Genomic DNA, 18,303 nt, shown 5'->3' with positions numbered 1-18,303 from the left:
ATTTCACTGCATCTCCGCTCAGGCCTTCGGCAGCGGCATTTCCTTGACGGTCGAGGAATCGGCCGGTGCGTCGCTGCCGAACCACTTCTTGTGGATCGCCGCCAGCGTGCCGTCCTTCTTCATCGCGGTCAGCGCGTCGTTGAGCTTGCCGAGCAGCGGGTGGTCCTTGGTCATCATCAGCCCGTACTGTTCGCCGGTCTTGATGCGTTGCTTGACCTTCAGATCCTTCATCTTGGTGAAGGAGTATTCCATGCCCGGAATGTCGCTGACGGCGGCGTCGACGCGGCCGGCGCTGAGGTCGAGCAGCAGGTTCTGCTGCGTGTCATAGCCCTTCACGTCGCTGAAGCCGTCGGCTTCCTGATGCGCCTTTACCCAGGTCTCGCCGGTCGAGCCGGACAGCACGCCGACGATCTTGCCCTTGAGGTCGGCTTCGGTGTTGACAGCGCTGTCGGTCTTGGTGGCAATGCCCATGTCGGAATCATAGTAGGGCTGGGTGAAGGACTGCGACTTCAGCCGCTCGGCCGTGATGGTGATCGACGAGATGGCAACGTCGATGCGCTTCGACGTGGTGGCCGCGAACAGCGCCTGGAAGCCGAGATCGGCGATATCGGTGGTCATGCCGATGCGCTTGGCCGCTTCGTTGACGATGTCGACTTCAAAACCCTCGAAAGTGCCGCTCTCGTTCTTGTACTCGAAGGGCGGATTGGTCGGGTAGGCGCCGACATTGAGCACATCGGCGGCGTAGGCGGTTGCCGGTCCGGCGGCGATGCCGATTGCGGCGGCGAGCAGGATGAGATTGCGACGTGTCAGGTTCATTTGGTGTTCCCTCTGGGGTATTCCCTCTGGTTGTTGATCGGGCGGGGCTAGCCCCGCACGGTTTCTTGCCGTCCCGCCTCCCAGCGGGGCGTCAATTCGTGGCAGCGACCATGCGCGCGGTCGGCGATGGGCTCTGTTTGCGGATCACGGATCTGGCGGCGCCCGCGGTCGGAAGCACAGCGCGCGCTGGATGATGACTGGGGCAGCATGAACGACAAGGACTGGATCCCCCGAAGCACCACGATGGACTGGCAGGCAACCCCTACGGCACGGCCGTCGTCATCGATCTTGAATGCTTATCCAAAGTGGGACGTATTTCAAGGCGAAAGTTTTAAGCTTAAAAAGCTTGGCGCGCGTGTTGCTCCGGCGATACGCCCCTTTTTGTCTGGCCGCGCCTGTCTATGCCAATTCGTCGCGCGCCGCGGCGGCGTTGGCCGCGGCGCCGGCGCCCAGAAACATCGTGTCGCTGGCCAGCACGAAGAAACTCGCGCCGATGGCTGCCCACCGGCTGACGGCCTGCGGGCTGGCGCAAAATATGCCGGATGTCTTTCCATGTACGACTGTCGCGCCGATGATTGTCCGGATCGCCGCATTGAGCTTGTCGGCGCCTTGCGATCCGATCGCATCGATCGACACGGAGAGATCGCCGGGGCCGACGAAGATGACGTCGACACCGTCGACGGCCGCGATCGCTTCGACGTTGGCGAGCCCCTCCGCTGTCTCGACCTGGACCGCGACAACGGTTCTGTCGTTGGCACCTGCAAGATATTCGGGAATGCGATAGCCATAGCCGGCGGCCCGGCCAGGCCCGACGCCACGCTCGCCAAGCGGTTGATAACGCGAGGCTTTCACTGCTGCTTCTGCCTGGGCAGCGGTCGAGACGCGCGGCACCAGCACGCCTTGCGCGCCGCTGTCCAGCGCCGCCTGAATGGCTTCCTGTGCATGGCCGGGAACCCGCACAATCGCCGGCACGCGATGGACATCGGCCGCGCGCACCATGGTCTCAACCATGTCGCGCGGGATCTGGGCATGCTCCCAGTCGATGCAGAGGAAATCGAGACCCGACAGCGCCATCACTTCGACCGCGACGGGATGGGGAATGGCGGCAAACGAACCGACGAGGTTTGCTTTGCCTGTGCATTTCTGGCGGAATTCGCTCATGCCGATCCCCTTTTTCCGTCTGGCACGAATTCATATCCGCAAACGGCGGCGAGGCGAAGCTATTTCAGGCTTGAAATATTTTGCCGCCGGCCTAGCGTGTGGCCTCCCGCCCGCGAGTTCTCGAGATGATCAAAGCGCATCCCCTGCACGGCTCGAACAAACTGAAGCTCGGCGTCTTCTCGACCAATGCCGATGGCGGGCTTGCCATCACCGATGTGCCGGAACGCTGGACGGCAAGCTGGCAGGACAATCTGACAGCGGCGCAGATTGCCGACCGCGCCGGGCTGGAATTCATGCTGCCGATCGCCCGCTGGCGCGGCTTTGGCGGCCGCAACAAGGTGCGCGAATGGTCGTTCGAAACCTTCACCTGGGCGGCTGCCCTGGCGGTGGCCACCGACCAGATCGGCCTGTTCATGACGGTGCACGTGCCGTTGATGCATCCGCTCTATGCCGCCAAGGCGCTGGCGACGGTCGACCACATCAGCCGGGGCCGCGCCGGCCTCAACATCGTCTGCGGCTGGAACCCGAAGGAATTCGGCATGTTCGGCACGCCGCTGGTCGAGAAGGGCTACGACCAGGCGGCTGAGTGGATCGAAATTCTTGAGAAGCTTTACGCGTCGGCCGAGCCGCTCGACTATGAAGGCACCTATTATCGCCTGAAGGAGGCGGTGAGCCGGCCGGCCAGCCTGCAGCGTCCGCGCCCGGTGACGATGAATGCGGCTTTCGGCGGGCCGGGCCGCGACTTCGCCGCCGCCCGGTGCGATTATCTGTTCACGACCTTTTCCGAGATGAGCGATGCCGGCAAGCATGTCGCCGATATCGGCGAGCGCGCCGACAAGATCGGCCGCGACGTCGGCGTCTACACGGTGGCGCATGTCGTCTGCCGCCCGACCATGGAGGAGGCGCAGGCCTATTACGCGCGCTATGCGGTGACGATGGCGGGCCACGATGCGGTCGACGCCCACATGGCCGGCAAGAAGGAATTCTCGCAGTCGCACGACCCGCACGCCTACGACCGATACCGCCAACGCTTCGCCGGCGGCGCCGGCACCTATCCCCTGATAGGAACGCCGGAAACGATTGCCGCCGACATGGCCGCAATTGCCGGGCACGGCTATCAGGGCATCGCGCTCTCCTTCGTCAACTATACGCAGGAGTTGCCCTATTTCTGCGACCACGTGCTGCCGATTTTGAGGAAGGCTGGACTTCGCGGGTAGTGGCAGTACTCAGAGGATTGCATCGTCAGTTGCGGTCGATCCTCGGTGACCCGTTCGGAACTGGCCGAGGCTTCTCAACTTCGTCATCAACTCTGAGGAACGGTGGCGTCTCTGAGCCTAGCGCTTAGGGTGATGACGAAGTGATGGGCATTTATTCTCGACGAACACGCTATTCCGGTATCACAGCGGTGGCCTGGATCTCCACCTTGGCGCGGTCCTCGACAAGCGCCATCACCTGCATGGCGGCCATCGCCGGGAAATGCCGGCCGATCACCTCGCGATAGGCTTCGCCGAGCCCCCGGAGATTGGCGAGGTACTCGGCCTTGTCGGTGAAATACCAGGTCATCGAGGTGATGTGCCGCGGCTCAGCACCAGCCTCGGCCAGCACCGCGACGATGTTTTGCAGAGTCTGCCGCACCTGGCCGACAAAGTCGTCGGTTTCGAACTTGCACTGACCGTTCCAGCCGACCTGTCCGCCGACAAAGATGAGCCGCCCACGCGCCGCGACGCCATTGGCGTAGCCGACCGGTTTGGCCCAGCCTTCCGGCTGCAGAATCTCATGCATTTGAAGCCTCCCGGTATTCCTGAAAACCAAGTCTCAAAATCGAATGCCCGTCAATTTCCCGGCCTCAGGCCGCGCCCATCACCTGTCGCGCGATGACCACTTTCTGCACGTCGGAGGCACCTTCATAGATGCGAAGCGCGCGGATCTCGCGATACAGGCTTTCGACGATATGGCCTTTGCGGACGCCGTCGCCGCCATGCAGCTGCACTGCCTTGTCGATCACCTCTTGCGCCTTGTCGGTGGCGAACAGTTTTGCCATCGCCGCTTCGCGCGTTACCCGAGCGGCGCCCATGTCCTTGGTCCAGGCGGCGCGGTAGACCAGAAGCGCCGCCGCATCGATGTCGAGCGCCATGTCGGCGATGTGGCCCTGCACCATCTGCAATTCGGCCATCGGTGCGCCGAACAGTTTGCGCTCGGCCACTCTGCTGATGCTCTCTTCGAGCGCCCGGCGGGCAAAGCCGAGGGCCGCCGCGCCGACGGTCGAGCGGAATACGTCGAGCACCGACATGGCGATGCGAAAGCCGTCACCGGGCTTGCCGATCAGCGCCGAGGCCGGCAGGCGGACCCGATCGAAGGAAAGCCGGGCCAGCGGATGCGGTGCGATCACTTCGAGACGCTCCGCTATGCCGAGGCCTGCCGTGTCGCCAGGCACGATAAAGGCTGAAAGCCCCTTGGCGCCCGGCGCCTCGTCGGTGCGGGCAAAGGCGATATAGAGATCGGCGATGCCGCCATTGGAAATCCAGGTCTTTTCGCCCGTGAGCACATAACCGTCGCGGTCGCGGGTCGCCGTCATTTCGGTGTTGGCGACATCCGAGCCCGAGCGCTTCTCCGACAGGGCGAAGGCCGAGATCGCCTTGCCGGCCCGTGTCTTCGCCAGCCATTGCTGCTGGTCCGCCGTGCCGAACAGGCTGAGCGCGCCGGTGCCCAGCCCCTGCATGGCAAAAGCGAAATCGGCAAGCCCGTCATGGCGGGCGAGCGTCTCGCGCGTGATGCATAATGTCCGCACGTCGAGCGGGCCGGGATTGTCCGTGTCGACAGCGGTCGGCTTCAGCCAACCGTCGCGGCCAAGCTTCGCCACCAGCTCGCGGCAGGCGGCATCGACGTCGTGATGATCGACGGGGAGGTTTTTCTGGCACCACGCTTCCAGGCTTTCGGCCAGTTCGCGGKGGCGGTCTTCGAAGAAAGGCCAGTTGAGGAAACTCTTGTCAGCCATCAATTCCCCTCGAACGCCGGCTTTTCCTTGGCCACGAATGCCTTGTAGGCGCGCTCGAAATCGCGCGTCTGCATGCAGATCGCCTGTGCCTGCGCTTCCGCCTCGATTGCCTGGTCGAGACCCATCGACCATTCCTGGTTGAGCTGCGTCTTGGTGATGCCGTGGGCGAAGGTCGGGCCGGAGACGATGCGCGCCGCCATGTCGAGTGCATCCGCCTCGAGGGAGGTGCCATCGACCAGCCTGTTGTAAAACCCCCACCGCTCGCCTTCCGCTGCCGTCATGGTGCGGCCGGTATAGAGCAGTTCAGCGGCGCGGCCCTGGCCGATGACGCGCGGCAGGATCGCGCAGGCGCCCATGTCGCAGCCGGCAAGGCCGACGCGGGTGAACAGGAAGGCGGTCTTGGCCTCCGGCGTGGCGATGCGGATGTCGGAGCTCATGGCGATGATGGCACCGGCGCCGACCGCTACGCCGTCAACGGCGGCGATGATCGGCTTGCCGCAGTTCAGCATCGCCTTGACGAAATCACCGGTCATGCGGGTGAAGGCGAGGAGCTGCTTCATGTCCATCTTGACCAGCGGGCCGATAATGTCGTGGACATCGCCGCCGGAGCAGAAATTGCCGCCATTGGAGAGGAACACCACGGCGTCGACATCGTCGGCATAGACGAGGTCGCGGAAGGTGTCGCGCAACTCGGCATAGCTGTCGAAGGTCAGCGGGTTCTTGCGCTCCGGCCGGTCGAGCCGGACCTTGGCGATCCTGCCATCGACCTCCCACAGGAAATGTTTCGGCTTCAGCCCGGCCATCCCCGTCATTCGCGTCCCTCCCAGTTGCTGCGGAACGAGGTCAGCATGCCGGTCAGCCGGCGCGCATCCTCCTCGCTGACCTTGCCCAGCAATTCGCCGATCCAGCCCTCATGGGCGGCGGCAATGGTGGCAAAGGATTTGGTGCCTTCCTCGGTCAGCCGCACCATGGAGGTGCGGCGGTCGCCGTTGCGGCGGGCGCGAGCGACCAGCCCTTCGGAAACCAGCCGGTCGACAATGCCGGTGACATTGCCGTTGGAGACCAGCAGGAAGCGCGACAGGTCGCTCATCAGCATGCCTTCCGGCACGCGGTAAAGCGCCGCCAGCACGTCGAAGCGCGGCAGGGTCGTATCGAATTCCTTCTTCAGGCGCTCGCGCAGTTCGGCCTCGATCGTGCGCGTGGCGCGCAGCAGCCTGATCCACAGACGCAGTCGGTCCTTACCGGGTCCCGACGGTGCGGGCAGGGGGCCGGCTACCATGTTTCGCCTCCTGAGATGGAAATTGCCTGTCCGGTGATCGATGCCGCCGCATCGCCGCACAGCCACAGCACGGCGGCGGCGACTTCCTGCGGCTGGATGAAGCGGCCTTGGGGGTTGGTCGAGGCAAGGCGCGCCCGCGCCTCGTCGGCCGAGCGGCCGGTCTTTTCGATGATGCGCTGTATGGACTCCTCCAGCATGTCGGTCGCGACGAAACCCGGGCACACCGCGTTGACGGTGACGCCGGCTTTCGCCGTTTCCGCCGCCAGCGCCCGCATCAACCCGATGACACCATGCTTGGCCGCTACGTAGGGCGCGACATAGGCATAGCCTTTCAATCCAGCCGTGGAGGCGATGAACACGATCCGTCCCGCTTTGCTCGCGGCCATGCCGGCCAACGCCGGCTTCACCGTCAGGAAGGCGCCGGTCAAATTGACGTCGAGCGTCTTTTGCCAGTCGGCGAGCGTGGTTTTGTGCGCCGGCGTGCTGCCGGCCATGCCGGCATTGGCGATGACGATATCGAACGCCCCGCGCTCCGCTTCCGCCGCCTGGTAGAGCGAGGCTATGGATGCCTCATTGGTCACATCGGCGGCGATGCCGAAAATGCCTTTGCTTTCGCTGGCCACTTTGACAAGCTCTGCTTCGCGCCGGCCGCAGATGGTCACGTCGATGCCGGCACCAGCCAACGCCAGCGCGATGGCCCGGCCGACACCGGAGCCGCCGCCGGTGACCAGCGCATGCTTGCCGAAGATCGCTGGCGCCGCCGTCATACTTTCAGCCCCGCGGTCGCATCGCGCTCGGCCAGCCGGTAGATCTGGTCGCGTCCTGGCAGATAGGGATCCGGCCATTTCACGCCCCGGTCGCCGAGCGTCACCGCCGCGTGCAGCGTCCAATAGGGGTCGGCAAGATGCGGCCGCGCCAGCGCCACCAGATCGGCGCGGCCGGCCATCAGGATCGAATTGACATGGTCCGGCTCATAGATGTTGCCGACCGCCATCGTCGCCATGCCGACTTCGTTACGGATGCGGTCTGAAAACGGCGTCTGGAACATGCGTCCGTAGACCGGCTTGGCCAGTGCCGATGTCTGCCCGGCCGAGACGTCGCATATGTCGACGCCGGCTTCATGCAGCAGCCGGGCGATCTCGACCGCGTCGGCGGGTGTGACGCCTTCGATGCCGACCCAGTCATTGGCCGAGATGCGCATCGAGATCGGCTTCTCCGTCGGCCAGGCGGCACGCACCGCCCGGAAGATTTCGAGGGGATAGCGCATGCGGTTTTCCAGTGAACCGCCATAGTCATCCGTGCGCCGGTTGGTGACAGGCGTGATGAAGGACGACAGGAGATAACCATGCGCGGCATGGATCTCAAGCATGTCGAAGCCGCAACGGTCAGCCATCTCGGCCGAGGCCACGAACTGCTCGCGCACCAGATCCATGTCGGCGCGGTCCATCGCCTTCGGCACCTGGTTCTCAGGCGACCATGCGATCGCCGATGCCGCCATGACTGGCCAGTTGCCCGACGCCAACGGCGCGTCGGTGCCCTCCCAGCCGAGGCGGGTCGAACCCTTGGCGCCGGAATGGCCGATCTGGGCGCAGATCTTGGCCTCTGTCTCGGAATGGACGAAATCGACCAGACGCTTCCACGCCACCTCGTGTTCGGGCGCGTAGAAGCCGGGACAACCGGGCGTGATACGGCCTTCCGGGCTGACACAGGTCATCTCGATATAGACGAGGCCGGCGCCGCCCTTGGCGCGCTCGGCATAGTGGGTGAAATGCCAGTCGGTCGGGCAGCCGTCGATGGCCTTGTATTGCGCCATCGGCGAAACGACGACGCGGTTGTTGAGCTTCATGTCGCGCAGCTTGAACGGCGCGAACATCGGCGCCCGGCGCAGCCTATTGCCGCCGGCACCAGCCTGGCGCTGGAACCATTCTTCCGCGCCGCCCAGCCATTCGGCATCGCGCAGCCGCAAATTCTCGTGGCTGATGCGCTGCGACCGCGTCAGCAGCGAATAGTTGAACTGCACCGGATCGAGGCCGAGATAGCGCTCGACCTCCTCGAACCATTCGAGCGAATTGCGCGCCGCCGATTGCAGCTTCAGCACCTCGGTGCGCCGTGCGTCCTCATATTTGCGGAAGGCGGCGTCGAGGTCCGGCTCGGTTTCCACATACTCGGCCAGCGCCACTGCACTTTCCAGCGCCAGCTTGGTGCCGGAACCGATCGAGAAATGCGCCGAGGCCGCCGCGTCGCCCATCAGTGCAAGGTTCTTGTACGACCAGCGTTCGCACAGCACACGCGGGAAATTGATCCAGGCCGAACCCCTGATGTGGTTGGCATTGGTCATCAGCGCGTGGCCGCCGAGATGCTTGGCGAAGATGCGCTCGCACTCGGCGATCGATTCCTGCTGTGTCATCGCACCGAAGCCGAAGGCAGCCCAGGTCTGCTCGCTGCATTCGACGATGAAGGTCGCGGTCTCGCTGTCGAACTGGTAGGCGTGCGCCCACACCCAGCCATGCTCGGTCTTCTCGAAGATGAAGGTGAAGGCGTCGTCGAATTTCTGGTTGGTGCCGAGCCAGACGAACTTGCATTTGCGGGTGTCGATGTCCGGCTTGAAGATGTCGACAAAGGTGTTGCGCGCCTTGGAATTCAGCCCGTCGGCGGCGACCACCAGATCATGCGTCTCCATATAGGGGCGGGGATCGGCAATATCGGTCTCGAACATCAGCTTGACGCCGAGCTCGCGGGCACGGCGCTGCAAAAGGATCAGCAGTCGCTTGCGGCCGATGCCGCAGAAACCATGGCCCGACGAGACCGTGCGCACGCCGTCGTGGATGACGGCGATGTCGTCCCAATAAGCAAAATGCTTCTTGATCCAGACGGCGCTGACCGGATCATTCTCAGCGAGGTTCTCAAGCGTTTCCGCCGACAGCACGACGCCCCAGCCGAACGTGTCGTCGGCGCGGTTGCGCTCGAACACCGTCACATCGTGCGCGGCGTCCCTGAGCTTCATCGATATGGCAAAGTAGAGGCCGGCTGGACCGCCGCCGAGAACCGCAACCTTCATCCGTGCGATCTCCTCTTCGCCTGCTGCCTGGTGAGTATCGCGCCGGCGGTAAGATATTTCAAGCTTAAAGTTTTATGTCGAAATCGTTGTACCGGGGCCGGTAAAGCGCGCTTGCGTCTCGTCCCGCAAGCGCGCCAAAGGGTCACTTTTCCGGGGTCTTCGGGCTCCACAGCACCGTCTCGGCACCCTTCTCATAGGCCATGCCGTCGGGGTAGCTGATCGCTTCCAACTGCAATCCCCAGGGCGCCTGGAAATAAAGAATCGTCTGGCCGGCGGCGGGCCCCTCCTTGACCGGCAGAGGCCCCATCCGGGTCTTGACGCCCTTGCCGTCGAGATAGGCTTTGGCGGCGGCGACGTCGTCGACATAGAGGGCGATGTGGAAGCCGCCAATGTCGCTGTTCTTCGGCGTCAGATCCTTCTGGTCGGGTGCGGTGTATTTGAACAGCTCGATGTTCGAGCCATAACCGCAACGCACCATGGTGATCTGCTCGATGACGGCCTTGGGATCGACGCCCAGAAGGTCGTGCATGAAGGTGCCCTTGTCGTCGGCGAACGGGCCGAACGACATTGCCTTCTTGCAGCCGACCACCTCGGTGAAAAAGTCGACCGCCTGCTGCATGTCGGGGACGGTGATTCCGGTATGATCGTGGCCGCGCATGCCGGGGATCGAATCCGCCGAGGCCATGCCAGCGCCGCCAAGGACGGCGGCGGCAAGCGTTGCATTTCGAAGTATCGTCTTCATGTCAGTCCTCTCCATTGGCGGGACCTGGGTCTTTGCAGTCGCATGTCCGAACCCCGCTTTCCGGCATGCGTATGCGTTCATGGCGGGGCCTTGGCGGCGGCAGGAATGTCCAGCCAGCCTGCGTCGATTTCGGGCAGCGGAATGGCGGCGATGAGGTCGCGCGTGTAGGACTGCCCGGGATTGTCGAACAAGGCGTCGGTGGCGTTGGCTTCGACGATCACGCCTTCGCGCATGACGATGACTTGCTTGCACAGCCGCCGGATGACCGACAGGTCGTGGCTGATGAAGGCGACGGTCAGGCCCATCTCCGCTGCCAGCTTCTCCAGCAGGGTCAAGATCTGCGCCTGGGTCGAGACGTCGAGGCCGGAGACGATCTCGTCGGCCAGCACGAATTTCGGCGACAGCGCGAGCGCGCGGGCAATGCCGACACGCTGGCGCTGGCCGCCTGACAGTTCGTGGCGGTAGCGGCTGGCAAAGCTCTGCGGCAGGCCGACCCGCTGCAGCGCCTCGGCGACGCGCGCCTTCAGATTGTCGCCAAGCCCGTTCTGCTTGAGCGGCGCGGCGATGATGCTGGCGATGGTGCGGCGTGGGTTGAGCGACGACATCGGATCCTGGAAGATCATCTGCAGGTCGCGGCGCAACGGCCGCAACTCCGCTTCCGGCAGATGGGTGATGTCGCGGCCGCCGAAGCTGACGCTGCCGGCGCTAGGCTCCAGGAGCCGCACCAGGGCACGGCCGAGCGTCGACTTGCCCGATCCGGATTCGCCGACGATGCCGGTCACCGATCCCCGGGGGAGATCGAAGTCCAGGCCCTTCAAGATCTCAGCCAGCGGCGCGCGGCCGATCAGCGGCTTTCGCGTCATGTCGGGCAGCGCGACCTTCAGCCCGCGCACGGAAAACAGCGGCTCAGCCATGCGGTCGCCCCCAGGCATGGTCGGCCGCGGCGATCTCCGTGGCCAGTCCGGCCAGCACCGCCTCGTCCACCGGCTTTAGCGAGGCGAAGGGATCGGTGTAGCGCGGCGTGGCGGCCATCAGCGCCCGCGTATAGGGGTGTTGCGGCGCTGCGAACAGCGCCGCCGTTTCGGCCTCTTCCACCACCTTGCCGGAATAGAGCACCGAGACCTTCTGGCTGATCTTGGCGACGACGCCGAGATCGTGGGTGACGAAGAGGATCGCGGTGCCGTGCTCGCGCTGCAACGCGGCGATCAGCCTCAGGATCTGCTTCTGCACGGTGACGTCGAGTGCTGTCGTCGGCTCGTCGGCGACGATCAGCCGTGGCTTTGCGGCAAAGGCGGCGGCGATCAGCACGCGCTGTCGCATGCCGCCGGAGAGCTCGTGCGGATAGCTCTTCAGCACGCGCTCGGGGTCGCGGATCTGCACCTCATCCAGCAATTGCCGGATGCGCGTGTCGGCTTTCTCACCGCTCCAGCCGAGAATGCGCACCAGCCGGTCGGTCATCTGCGGGCCGATGCGGCGTGACGGATTGAGCGCGGTCAGCGGATCCTGCGGGATCAGTGCGGTGCGGGCGCCGATCAGCGTACGCCTTGCCTTGGGCTGAAGCCTGCCGAGGTCTTCGCCCTCGAGCAGCATGTCGCCTTCGACGATGCGCACGCTCGACGGCAACACACCAAGCACCGCCTTGCCGATCATCGTCTTGCCGGCGCCGCTCTCGCCGACCAGCGCGCGCACCTCGCCGGGCTGCACGGAAAGCGACACCGAGCGCAGCACGCGCTGGCCGTTCGGCAGCACGGCGCTGAGATTGGCGATGTCAAGACAGGCGCTCATCGCAGCACCGGGTCGAAACGTGCCTTCAGAGCTTCACCGAACTGGCTGAACGACAGCACGGTTAGGATCAGCGTGATCAGCGGAAACACCAGCACCCACCAGGCCTGGTGGATGGACAGCCGGCCCTCGGCAATGATGCCGCCCCAGGTCGGATCGTCGGTCGAGATCGACAGATTGACGAAGGACAGGATCGCCTCGACGATGACGGCGATGCCCATCTCCAAGGACAGCAGCGCCACGATCGACGGCACCACATTGGGCAGCACTTCGCGCAGCATGATGCCGATGCGGCCATAGCCGGCGATGCGGGCATTCTCGACATAATCCATGCGCGACTGGCCCATCGCCTCGGCGCGGATCACCCGGCAGAAGCGCGTCCAGTCGATGATCGCGATCGCTAGGATGACGGAGCCGAGGCCGGTGCCCAGCACGGCCACCAGCAGGATGGCGAACAGCACCGGCGGAAACGCCATCCAGATATCGACGATGCGCGAAATGATGCGGTCCACCCAGCCGCCGAAATAGCCGGCGAACAGCCCGAGCGTCGAGCCGACGAGGCAGGCGGCGATGGCCGCCGCGAAAGCGACGATGAAGGCGATACGGCCGCCGAAGATCAGCCGGGACAACAAATCGCGGCCGAGGCTGTCGGTGCCGAGCCAATAGCCGGGCTCGGCGCCATCAAGCCAGAAGGGCGGTAGCCGCTCCAGCATCAGATCCTGCGCCAGCGGATCCTGCGGTGCGACCAGTGGCGCGAAGATCGCCGCCAGCAGCGCCAGCAGCAGCCAGCCCCCGGCGAGCCACAGCCTGGGGCTCCGTCCGCGTCTTGAGGACTTATCCATGGCGCAGCCTCGGATTGAGCAGCGCGTACATCGTGTCGACCACGAGATTGATCAGCACGAAGAGCAGCGCGAAGACCAGCACGATGCCCTGGATCAGCGGCAGGTCGCGGTTGATGACCGCATCGATCGCCATGTTGCCGAGGCCTTCATAGGAAAACAGCCGCTCGACGATGACGGTGCCGCCGATGAGGAAGGTGAACTGCACGCCAACCAGCGTCAACGTCGGCAAAGCCGCGTTCTTCAGCGCCTCGCGCAGGATGACCTGCGTCTCGGAAAAACCCTTGACCCGCGCCAGCACGATATAGTCGAGGTCGAGCACTTCCTTCAGCGACTGTTTCAGCAGTTGCGAAATGATCGCCGCCAGCGGCAGCGCCAGCGCCACTGCCGGCATCAGCATGTGCTTCAACAGGTCCCAGGTCAGGTCGAAGCGCAGCCGCAGCAGGCTTTCGAAGAAGTAGAACTGGGTGACGAAGGGCAGGTCGAGCTGCGGTGACACCCGGCCGGAAATGTCGAAGATCGGCACCAGCACGCCGAACAACAGGGTCAGCACCAGGCCCCACAGGAAATCGGGAATGGAAAGTGCCGCCCCGCTGGCGATGTCGATGCCGGCCTCGACCGCCGTGCCGCGTTCGCGCGCGCCGAGAACGGCCGTCGTGCCGCCGAGCACCACTGCCATGATCAGCGCGACGATGGCCAGTTCCAGCGTCGCCGGCAGCCGGTTGAAGACGAGGCCGAGCACGTCCTGCCGCAGCGAAATCGAGGTGCCGAAATCGCCCCGGACAACGCCGGACAGCCAGATGAAGAATTGCTGCACGATGGTCTTGTCGAGCCCGTAGAGTGCCCGCAGCCGGGCGATGTCGTCATCCGTCGCGCCGGGCGGCAGCATCATCGCGATCGGATCGCCGGGCGCGACGCGGATCACGACGAAAACAACGATGGCCACGCCGAACAGCGTGATCAGCATCGTCAGAAGGCGGATCAGGAATCGTTGCAGGAGCATGTAAATCTTTGCAGGAGCCCACTGGCCCGTGTGCCTGATGGAAAAATGCGCGCCGTCGCTATGGACGGCGCGCGGCAATTCCAGGCCGATATCAGGCCGGGGTCATCAGGGCCGGCAGCAGCGCGCCGGAAATGTGCTGCACGACATTGACCTTCTTCGAGTGCACGATCGGCTGTGCGTACTGGATGAGCGGCAGCACATAGGCCTCTTCGGCAATGTACTTGTCGACCGCTTTCCAGCCGGCGATGCGTTTGGCCTCGTCTTTCTCGCCCCAGAGCGGGCCGATCTTGGCGTCGAGGTCGTCGGTCTTCCAGGACGAGTGCGGCGAGGGCCCGAACATGGCGAAACCGGTCGAGGTGGTCGGGTCGCCGATGGAATTGCCCCAGTTGTAGAAGGCCGCCGGCGCCAGCTTGTGCGCGGCGCGCAGTTCATAGTGCTTGGCGATCTCGTAGACCTCGATCTCGGCCTCGATGCCCACCTTGCGCCACATGCCGACGATCGCCTGCACCATTTCATAGTCCTTGGGCTTGAAGCCCTTGGTCGTCTGTATGGTGAATTTTGCCGGCTTCTTGGCCGAATAGCCGGAGGCGGCAAGCAATTCCTTGGCCTTTTCCGGATTATGCTCGACCTTGATCGACGGATCGTAGGCCGCGTATTCCGGTGTCTCCAGTGTGTCGATCGGCTGGCCGTAGCCGCGCAGCAGCCGCTTGACCAGAAGCTCCTTGTCCACCGCCATGACGGCTGCCTGGCGGACATTCTTGTCGAGCATGGCGTCCTTGTTGTTGAAGAAGATCATGCCGATGTCCGAGACATTCTTGATCGAGCCGGCCAGCCCGTCCTTGGCGATCAGGCGGTCATATTCCTCGTAGGGGATTTCGAGCGTCACCTGCGAGGAGCCGGATTCGATCTCGGCCACGCGGCTCGCCGCGTCGGTGACGAACTTGATCGTCACATTCTCGAAAGCCGGCTTGCCGCCCCAATAGTTCGGATTGGCCTTCAGCCGCAGGAAGGCGTTGCGCTCGAACTTTTCCACCATGTACGGGCCGGTGCCGATCGGCGCCTTCTCGAACCCTTCAGCGCCGACCTTCTCGTAATAGGCCTTCGGCAGGATGTAGCCGGTCAGGAATGACATCCATTTGAAATAGACCGGGTCGAACTGCACCACGTCGCCCGATATCTTGTTGCCGTCGATCTTGAAGTTGTTGACGTTCTTCCAGACAAATTGGATCGGGTTACCGGTCTTTTCGTCGCCCGCGCGCTGCAGCGACCAGACAACGTCCTCGGGCGTGAACGGTGAGCCGTCATGCCATTTCACGCCCTCGCGCACCGTCATCATCACCTTGGTGCGGTCGTCGTTCCATCCCCATTCGGTGAGCAGGCCGGGCGCGAAGGACAGGTCGGGCTTTTGCGGGATGATCTGGTCGAACACGGATTGGTAGAGGCCCTGGATCGTCGGATTGACAGCCGAGGGTCCGGTTGTCGGGTCCCAGGACGGCAGATTGACATTGTATGCGATGGTCAGTTCGCCAGCCGCCGCCCTAGCTATTTTCGGCAGGCCGACCGCGGCCACGCCGAGTGCCGCGGCACTGTATCCCAGCAATTCGCGTCTGTTGATTTTCATGGTCGTTCCCCTTGTTGGTTATTGTCGTTGCGCGGCACCATCCGTTCGTTGGTTCAGGCTTCGTGGGCAGCAGCGCCTTGCCTCTCGTCACCTCGATAAATCGTCGAGCCTACCTCCCGCCAAGCTGTTGCGCGAGCATGAAACCGGAGGCCGCACCGGTGCCGGCACCCGGCCATGTCGCGGCTCCCGTCAGATGCAGATTGGCGACCGGCGTGTTCCAGCCGCAATAGCCACGCGCCGGGCGGAACAAGAAGTTCTGGGCCAGATGGTGGCTGCCGCAGACCTGGTCGCCACCGACCAAGTTCGGGTTCTCGCGCTCGAGGTCGAGGGGCGAGAACACGGACCGGCCGAGGATTTTGGCGCGCAGGCCGGGCGCATAGGTATCTATGATGTCGAGCACGCGCTCGGCGTACGCTTCCCTGACCTGATCCCAGTGCGCGGGCGCGATCTTGCCGGCAGCATCGCCTGTGATCTCGGCAGGCAGCATGCGCACCTGCACCCACAGCACATGCTTGCCCTGCGGCGCGCGTGAGGGGTCGATCGCGGTCGGCTGACCGACGACCAGCACCGGTTCGTCCGGGAGCATGCCGGCCATTGCCTGCTGATAGGTGCGCGACATGGCGTCGAGCGAGGGCGACAGATGCACGTAGGCGAAATGCCGTAACTCAGACCCGGCGCGCCAGTCCGGCAGGTCGTTCAGCGCCAGGTGGATCATCATCGTCCCGGGCGCGTACCGAAACTTCTTCATCGCCGTGTCGAAGCCGGCATTGCCGGAACCCCCGGGCAGCAGCTTGCCGGCCAGCGCCTTTGGCGCGACGCCGGCGATGACCGCCTTGGTGGCTGTATGGGTCTCACCGGAAACAAGCCGCACCCCGGTCGCCTTGCCGGCGGAAACGGTGATCTCGGCCACTTCGGCGCCGGTGACGATCTTGCCGCCGGCGGACGTCGCCATGCCGGCCAGCGCCCGGATCATGGTGTCGGCGCCGCCCTTGCCCAGCACCATGCCGAAACTCTGGTTGGCCATCGATCCCAGATAGGGGAACACCGCACCGCCGGCGACATCGGGTGCGAAGTCGAGATGCATGCCCCAGGTGGCGAGCGTCGCCCGCACATGAGGCGACTCGAAAGTCTCCTCCAGCCAGGCGCGGGGTGAGGACAGCAACAGCTTTCCCGTGTCGAGCGCGCCGGATATGCCCTTCTTGCGCCACAGGTTCCACGCCGTGCCGGCCAGCGCGCGGGCGCTCATCGGCGAACCCAGCAGCCGGAACAGATGTTCGGCCTCGGCCGGGAAGGCGGCAACCAGCCTACGCCATGTCGCGGCGTCGGCCGTGGAGAAGGCGGACATGCGCGTCGCTGTCTTTTCCAGATCGTTGCTGACGCCGAACCAGCGTCCGTCCGGAAAGGCGCTGGCGAAACAGTCGGCGACGGGCGCGAACTCCAGCCCCTGCGCTTTCAATTCATTTGCATATTTCTGGTGGAAGGCAGAGCCGGCAAACAGGCTCAGGTTCATCGCGCCGAAATCATGGCGGAAGCCGGGAAGGGTGAATTCGTGGGTTTGGACGGCGCCGCCGATTGTTGCGCTGCGCTCGAAAACTCCGGTTTTCCAGCCTTTGAGCGCCAGATGCGCGGCGCATGCCAGACCGTTGTGGCCCGCCCCGACAAAGATGGCGTCGAACTCGCTCACGCCCCGTTCCCATTTCCTTTATGCTTAAAGATAATTGCAGATGCATATGTTTTCGTCTAGTAGGATATTAAGGGCCGAGACGAGCCTTGATCATCACCAGAAAGAGGGAACGGAAGACCATGGACACCCAAAAACTCCTCGGCGAGGTCGCCGGCCAGTTGCTGTCAGGCGCCATCAAGGTGGTTGACCTCTCGGCGCAACTCGGGCCTGACACGCCGCTGATCAAGCTGCCGCCGGAGCTTGCCGTCGACACGCCGAAGGTCGAGATCCATTCGATCTCCCGCTATGACAAGAACGGTCCGTGGTGGGCGTGGAACTGGCTGAAGCTCGGCGAGCATTCGGGCACGCATTTCGATGCGCCGCAGCACTGGATCACCGGCAAGGACTATCCGGACGGCGCCACCGACACCATTCCTGCGCAGAATTTCGTCGGCCCGGTCAATGTCATCGACTGCTCCAAGGAAGCCGCCGCCGACCACGATTTCCTGCTCACCGTCGACCACATCAAGGCGTGGGAAGCCAAGCACGGCGCCATCAACGCCGGCGAGTGGGTGGTGATGCGAACCGACTGGTACAAGCGCAACGGTTCGGAAGCCGAGTTCCTCAACGCAAACGAGACCGGCCCGCATACGCCCGGCCCGACGGCCGAAGCCATCCAGTATCTGATAGCCAAGGACATCAAGGGCTGGGGTTCCGAGACGATCGGCACCGATGCCGGCAAGGCGGGCGGCATGGAGCCGCCATTCCCGGCGCACACGCTGATGCACAAGGCCAACCGCTACGGCCTCGCCAGCCTGTGCAATCTCGACCAGCTGCCACCGAAGGGCGCCATCCTGATCGCGGCGCCGCTCAAGATCGAGCACGGCACCGGCAGCCCGATTCGTGCACTGGCGCTGGTGTCGGGAAAATAGAGCGCGGTGGGGTCTTCGGGAGAAGATCATGTGCCCGACGGTCGAGAGCAACTGTCAATGAAAGCGCCCGATCACATCATCGTCGGCAGCGGCATCAACGCGCTGGTCTGCGCGGCAATGCTTGGCGGGAAGGGCGCCAAGGTGCTCGTCCTCGAACGCAACGACCGCATCGGCGGCTGCATGCGCACCGAGGAGATCACCGCGCCCGGCTTCATCCACGATGTGATGGCGACGACCTTCGTGCTGTTCATCACCTCGCCGGCGTTTGCGGCATTGGGCGGCGACCTCGCCCGGCACGGACTGGAGTTCTGCCACACCGGCACGCCCACCGGCGTGTTGCGGCCGGACGGCAGCCATGCCGTCCTCAAGACCGACCGCGCCGCCAACGTCGCCGCCCTCAATGCGATCATGG

Annotated in this window: 18 protein-coding genes; 3 read left to right on the top strand and 15 right to left on the bottom strand. The window is 64.2% G+C overall.

Features of this window, described 5'->3' with window-relative positions:
• Nucleotides 1-18 precede the first annotated feature (18 nt).
• Together C1D09_RS03100 and C1D09_RS03095 are read right to left on the bottom strand one after the other, a co-directional pair.
• Nucleotides 19-816 (bottom strand): ABC transporter substrate-binding protein, encoded by a 798-nt coding sequence (locus tag C1D09_RS03100; RefSeq protein ID WP_019862988.1) that lies wholly within the window; start codon nucleotides 814-816, stop codon nucleotides 19-21.
• Between the two features lie 399 nt (nucleotides 817-1,215).
• Entirely contained in the window at nucleotides 1,216-1,977 is a 762-nt protein-coding gene (locus C1D09_RS03095) for an HpcH/HpaI aldolase family protein (protein ID WP_143972937.1), read from the bottom strand.
• A 125-nt stretch (nucleotides 1,978-2,102) separates the two neighbouring features.
• On the opposite strand from C1D09_RS03095, the gene C1D09_RS03090 reads away from it, so the two are divergent.
• On the top strand, nucleotides 2,103-3,194 hold the full coding sequence (locus C1D09_RS03090; RefSeq protein ID WP_143972936.1) for an LLM class flavin-dependent oxidoreductase: 1,092 nt from the start codon (nucleotides 2,103-2,105) through the stop codon (nucleotides 3,192-3,194).
• A gap of 169 nt (nucleotides 3,195-3,363) precedes the next feature.
• Here C1D09_RS03090 and C1D09_RS03085 read toward each other — a convergent pair whose 3' ends face one another.
• From C1D09_RS03085 to C1D09_RS03025, 13 genes are all read right to left on the bottom strand, one after another.
• Nucleotides 3,364-3,759, bottom strand: coding sequence for a RidA family protein (locus C1D09_RS03085; protein WP_143972935.1), 396 nt, complete (start codon nucleotides 3,757-3,759; stop codon nucleotides 3,364-3,366).
• A 64-nt stretch (nucleotides 3,760-3,823) separates the two neighbouring features.
• Nucleotides 3,824-4,972 carry an acyl-CoA dehydrogenase family protein gene (locus tag C1D09_RS03080; RefSeq protein ID WP_143972934.1) on the bottom strand — a complete coding sequence of 383 codons (1,149 nt, stop codon included), beginning with the start codon at nucleotides 4,970-4,972 and terminating at the stop codon, nucleotides 3,824-3,826.
• Nucleotides 4,972-5,784, bottom strand: coding sequence for an enoyl-CoA hydratase family protein (locus C1D09_RS03075; RefSeq protein WP_143972933.1), 813 nt, complete (start codon nucleotides 5,782-5,784; stop codon nucleotides 4,972-4,974). Before C1D09_RS03075 ends, C1D09_RS03080 begins: the two co-directional genes overlap by 1 nt.
• Complete coding sequence (locus C1D09_RS03070; RefSeq protein ID WP_143972932.1) at nucleotides 5,781-6,251, bottom strand: MarR family winged helix-turn-helix transcriptional regulator; 471 nt, start codon at nucleotides 6,249-6,251, stop codon at nucleotides 5,781-5,783. The genes C1D09_RS03075 and C1D09_RS03070 overlap by 4 nt, the downstream gene beginning before the upstream one ends.
• Nucleotides 6,245-7,018 (bottom strand): SDR family NAD(P)-dependent oxidoreductase, encoded by a 774-nt coding sequence (locus tag C1D09_RS03065; RefSeq protein WP_143972931.1) that lies wholly within the window; start codon nucleotides 7,016-7,018, stop codon nucleotides 6,245-6,247. Before C1D09_RS03065 ends, C1D09_RS03070 begins: the two co-directional genes overlap by 7 nt.
• Nucleotides 7,015-9,309 carry a bifunctional salicylyl-CoA 5-hydroxylase/oxidoreductase gene (locus tag C1D09_RS03060; RefSeq protein WP_143972930.1) on the bottom strand — a complete coding sequence of 765 codons (2,295 nt, stop codon included), beginning with the start codon at nucleotides 9,307-9,309 and terminating at the stop codon, nucleotides 7,015-7,017. The genes C1D09_RS03065 and C1D09_RS03060 overlap by 4 nt, the downstream gene beginning before the upstream one ends.
• Before the next feature lie 142 nt (nucleotides 9,310-9,451).
• A complete protein-coding gene (locus C1D09_RS03055) occupies nucleotides 9,452-10,051 on the bottom strand; it encodes a VOC family protein (protein ID WP_143972929.1) in 600 nt (199 codons plus the stop codon).
• Between the two features lie 77 nt (nucleotides 10,052-10,128).
• A complete protein-coding gene (locus C1D09_RS03050) occupies nucleotides 10,129-10,965 on the bottom strand; it encodes an ATP-binding cassette domain-containing protein (RefSeq protein ID WP_143972928.1) in 837 nt (278 codons plus the stop codon).
• Nucleotides 10,958-11,836: an ABC transporter ATP-binding protein gene (locus C1D09_RS03045; protein WP_143972927.1), complete on the bottom strand. Its 879-nt coding sequence runs from the start codon at nucleotides 11,834-11,836 to the stop codon at nucleotides 10,958-10,960. Before C1D09_RS03045 ends, C1D09_RS03050 begins: the two co-directional genes overlap by 8 nt.
• A complete protein-coding gene (locus tag C1D09_RS03040) occupies nucleotides 11,833-12,675 on the bottom strand; it encodes an ABC transporter permease (RefSeq protein WP_143972926.1) in 843 nt (280 codons plus the stop codon). The genes C1D09_RS03045 and C1D09_RS03040 overlap by 4 nt, the downstream gene beginning before the upstream one ends.
• A complete protein-coding gene (locus C1D09_RS03035; protein WP_143972925.1) occupies nucleotides 12,668-13,675 on the bottom strand; it encodes an ABC transporter permease in 1,008 nt (335 codons plus the stop codon). Before C1D09_RS03035 ends, C1D09_RS03040 begins: the two co-directional genes overlap by 8 nt.
• Nucleotides 13,676-13,766: 91 nt before the next feature.
• The gene (locus tag C1D09_RS03030) at nucleotides 13,767-15,296 is read right to left on the bottom strand and encodes an ABC transporter substrate-binding protein (RefSeq protein ID WP_143972924.1); all 1,530 of its coding nucleotides are present in this window, start codon (nucleotides 15,294-15,296) and stop codon (nucleotides 13,767-13,769) included.
• 109 nt (nucleotides 15,297-15,405) lie between these two features.
• A complete protein-coding gene (locus C1D09_RS03025) occupies nucleotides 15,406-16,980 on the bottom strand; it encodes a phytoene desaturase family protein (protein WP_143972923.1) in 1,575 nt (524 codons plus the stop codon).
• A gap of 119 nt (nucleotides 16,981-17,099) precedes the next feature.
• Between C1D09_RS03025 and C1D09_RS03020 the strand changes: the two genes are divergently transcribed.
• Nucleotides 17,100-17,891, top strand: coding sequence for a cyclase family protein (locus tag C1D09_RS03020; RefSeq protein ID WP_010913233.1), 792 nt, complete (start codon nucleotides 17,100-17,102; stop codon nucleotides 17,889-17,891).
• 57 nt (nucleotides 17,892-17,948) lie between these two features.
• Nucleotides 17,949-18,303 (top strand): phytoene desaturase family protein (locus tag C1D09_RS03015; RefSeq protein ID WP_143972922.1); only part of this gene is annotated, 355 nt, incomplete at its 3' end.

This window comes from Mesorhizobium intechi (genome assembly GCF_002879535.1).
In the GTDB taxonomy this organism is placed as follows: domain Bacteria; phylum Pseudomonadota; class Alphaproteobacteria; order Rhizobiales; family Rhizobiaceae; genus Mesorhizobium; species Mesorhizobium intechi.
Note: the sequence above shows the minus strand (reverse complement) of the source record. Positions and strands in the feature narration are given on the sequence as shown.

Coding starts and splice junctions, on each gene's coding strand:
- C1D09_RS03065 (WP_143972931.1), bottom strand. CDS start 7,018: ATGACGGCGGCGCCAGCGATCTTCGGCAAGCATGCGCTGGTCACCGGC.
- C1D09_RS03055 (WP_143972929.1), bottom strand. CDS start 10,051: ATGAAGACGATACTTCGAAATGCAACGCTTGCCGCCGCCGTCCTTGGC.
- C1D09_RS03060 (WP_143972930.1), bottom strand. CDS start 9,309: ATGAAGGTTGCGGTTCTCGGCGGCGGTCCAGCCGGCCTCTACTTTGCC.
- C1D09_RS03020 (WP_010913233.1), top strand. CDS start 17,100: ATGGACACCCAAAAACTCCTCGGCGAGGTCGCCGGCCAGTTGCTGTCA.
- C1D09_RS03045 (WP_143972927.1), bottom strand. CDS start 11,836: ATGAGCGCCTGTCTTGACATCGCCAATCTCAGCGCCGTGCTGCCGAAC.
- C1D09_RS03100 (WP_019862988.1), bottom strand. CDS start 816: ATGAACCTGACACGTCGCAATCTCATCCTGCTCGCCGCCGCAATCGGC.
- C1D09_RS03075 (WP_143972933.1), bottom strand. CDS start 5,784: ATGACGGGGATGGCCGGGCTGAAGCCGAAACATTTCCTGTGGGAGGTC.
- C1D09_RS03090 (WP_143972936.1), top strand. CDS start 2,103: ATGATCAAAGCGCATCCCCTGCACGGCTCGAACAAACTGAAGCTCGGC.
- C1D09_RS03040 (WP_143972926.1), bottom strand. CDS start 12,675: ATGGATAAGTCCTCAAGACGCGGACGGAGCCCCAGGCTGTGGCTCGCC.
- C1D09_RS03085 (WP_143972935.1), bottom strand. CDS start 3,759: ATGCATGAGATTCTGCAGCCGGAAGGCTGGGCCAAACCGGTCGGCTAC.
- C1D09_RS03030 (WP_143972924.1), bottom strand. CDS start 15,296: ATGAAAATCAACAGACGCGAATTGCTGGGATACAGTGCCGCGGCACTC.
- C1D09_RS03050 (WP_143972928.1), bottom strand. CDS start 10,965: ATGGCTGAGCCGCTGTTTTCCGTGCGCGGGCTGAAGGTCGCGCTGCCC.
- C1D09_RS03070 (WP_143972932.1), bottom strand. CDS start 6,251: ATGGTAGCCGGCCCCCTGCCCGCACCGTCGGGACCCGGTAAGGACCGA.
- C1D09_RS03095 (WP_143972937.1), bottom strand. CDS start 1,977: ATGAGCGAATTCCGCCAGAAATGCACAGGCAAAGCAAACCTCGTCGGT.
- C1D09_RS03035 (WP_143972925.1), bottom strand. CDS start 13,675: ATGCTCCTGCAACGATTCCTGATCCGCCTTCTGACGATGCTGATCACG.